Origin of the sequence: Vulcanococcus sp., assembly GCF_044369115.1 — a bacterium.
Classification (GTDB): Bacteria; Cyanobacteriota; Cyanobacteriia; order PCC-6307; family Cyanobiaceae; genus Vulcanococcus.
The window spans coordinates 1-2580 of the sequence record NZ_JBIPMN010000255.1 but is presented as its reverse complement, the minus strand read 5'-3'; the positions used below and the strand labels follow the sequence as shown (position 1 = coordinate 2580).

The 2580-nt window shown below is 66.5% G+C and carries 2 protein-coding genes; both read left to right on the top strand.

Annotation, left to right across the window (positions count from 1 at the left end):
• Positions 1–6: 6 nt before the first annotated feature.
• A complete protein-coding gene (locus ACIQ2E_RS14100) occupies positions 7–1560 on the top strand; it encodes an NAD(P)H-quinone oxidoreductase subunit 4 (protein WP_398331890.1) in 1554 nt (517 codons plus the stop codon).
• 65 nt (positions 1561–1625) lie between these two features.
• A partial coding sequence (locus ACIQ2E_RS14095) for a M3 family metallopeptidase (RefSeq protein ID WP_398331887.1) occupies positions 1626–2580 on the top strand: 955 nt, incomplete at its 3' end.

Genomic DNA, 2580 nt, shown 5'->3' with positions numbered 1-2580 from the left:
GCCGCCGTGGCGGAAGGTCTGCTGGTTGGCCCCGCCAGCTTCCCCTGGCTCAGCCTGATCACGCTGCTGCCGGTGGCGGTGGCGCCGCTGCTGATGCTGCTGCCGGGCGACGGCACCGACCCCAAACTGCCTCGCACCATTGCCCTGGTCACCCTGCTGGTGGACCTGGGGCTGATGTTGTTTGTGTTCAGCCAGCACTACGACGGCTCCATCGCTGGGCTGCAGCTGGTGGAACGTTTCGCCTGGGTGCCCGCCATCGGCCTCGAGTGGTCGCTGGCCACCGATGGGCTCTCGGCTCCCCTGGTGGTGCTCTCGGGTCTGGTGACGCTGCTCTCGGTGGCCGCCAGCTGGAACATCCAGAAAAAATCGCGCCTCTACTTCGCGCTGCTCCTGGTGCAGGCCTCTGCCCAGGCAATGGTGTTCCTCTCCCAAGACTTCCTGCTCTTCTTCCTGGCCTGGGAACTGGAACTGGTGCCGGTTTACCTGCTGATCGCCATCTGGGGCGGCCATCAGCGCCAGTACGCCGCCACCAAATTCATCCTCTACACGGCAACCGCTTCGCTGCTGATCCTGGTGAGCGGCCTGGCCCTGGCCCTGAACGGCCCCTTCACTCTCAACCTGAGCGAACTGATCGCCCGCTCCCCGGGCGGAACCTTTGGCCTGCTTTGTTACCTGGGCTTCTTGGTGGGCTTCGGCGTGAAGCTGCCGATGTTCCCCCTGCATACCTGGCTGCCGGATGCCCACGGCGAGGCCAATGCGCCGGTGTCGATGCTGCTGGCAGGGGTGCTGCTGAAGATGGGCGGCTATGCCCTGCTGCGCTTCAACGTGCAGATGCTCCCGGAAGCCCACCTGGTGCTGGCACCGGCGCTTGTTGTGCTGGGCATCGTGAACATCGTGTACGGCGCCCTCAACGCCTTCGCCCAAGACAACGTGAAGCGGCGGATCGCCTGCAGCTCCGTGAGCCACATGGGCTTTGTGCTGCTGGGCATCGGCGCCATCGACAGCCTCGGCATGAGCGGCGCGATGCTGCAGATGATCAGCCATGGCCTGATCGCCGCGGCGATGTTCTTCGTCACCGGTGTGTTCTACGAGCGCACCAAGACCCTCTCGATCCCCAACATGGGCGGCCTGGCCAAGGTGCTTCCGATCACCTTCGCCTTCTTCCTGGCCAGCTCACTGGCCTCGCTCGCCCTGCCCGGCATGAGCGGCTTCGTGAGCGAAATCACCGTGTTCCTCGGCCTCACCAGCAATGCCGATTTCACCGTGGCCTTCCGCGTGATTGCCGTGGTGCTTGCAGCCATCGGTGTGGTGCTCACCCCGGTGTACCTGCTGAGCCTCTGCCGGCGGGTGTTCTTTGGCCCAAGGATCCCGGCTCTGGCCGTAGTCGGCGATATGAAGCCGCGCGAACTGGTGATCGGCCTCACCCTGGTGGTGCCGACCCTGGTGATCGGCTTCTGGCCGCGGGTGGCTATTGATCTCTACGAGGCCTCCACCACCGCCCTCTCCGACAACCTGGCCCAGGTTGCGCTGGTGGCGCTTCGGCTTCCCGCCCTGGGCTGATCAGCAGCGCAAGCCATCGGCAGGCTGGAATGGGCCTTGGCAAACCGCAGCGCGTTCCAGGCCCCATGAGCAGCTCCAGCGCAGCCCTCCCTGAGATCCTGCGGGGCGAGGGCCTTCCCAACTTTGAGGCGATGACTCCGGAAGCGGTGTCCGCCCACATCCCTCAGCTGATCCAGGAGCTGGATGCCGAGCTCACAGGCCTGGAGGAGCAGCTGGGCAGTGCCTTGGAGAGCGGCACTCCCCTGAGCTGGAGTGCGGTGATGGATCCGCTGCAGCGGCTGGGCGAGCGGCTGCGCTGGAGCTGGGGCGTGGTGAGCCACCTGAACGGCGTGTGCAACAGCCCTGAGCTGCGTGAAGCCCACGCGGCCCAGCAGGCCGCGGTGGTGCAGTTCGGCAACAGAGCTGGCCAGAGCCAAGTGATTTACAAGGCGCTGGAGCAGCTGCAGCGGCACGGCACTGAGCTCGATGCAGCCCAGCAGCGCATCCTCGCGGCGGAAGTGCGAGACATGCAGCTGCGCGGCGTGGGCCTGAGCGGCAGCGAGCAGGAAGCGTTCAACAGCGCCAGCCAGGAGCTGGCGGAGCTCTCCACCCGCTTCGGCAATCAGGTGCTCGATGCCACCAATGGCTGGACCCTCAAGCTCACAGAGCGGGAGCAGGTGGATGGCCTACCGGCCAGCCTGCTGGATCAGCTGGCGCAAGCCGCCCGCCAGGCCGGAGACAGCGAGGCCTCCGCAGAAGCAGGCCCATGGCTGCTGGGGCTGGATATGCCCCGCTACGCCCCCTTCCTCAAATACAGCCGCCGCCGCGATCTGCGGGAGCAGGTGTACCGGGCCCATGTGAGCCGCGCCTCCGGCCAGGCGGGCAGTGAGCTCAACAACTGGCCCTTGATCGAGCGCATCCTCACGCTGCGGGGCGACCAGGCACGGCGCCTGGGCTATGCCAACTGGGCCGAAGTGAGCCTGGCCGCCAAGATGGCCGACTCCGAAGCCGCCGTGGAGGCCCTGCTGGAGGAGCTGCGGG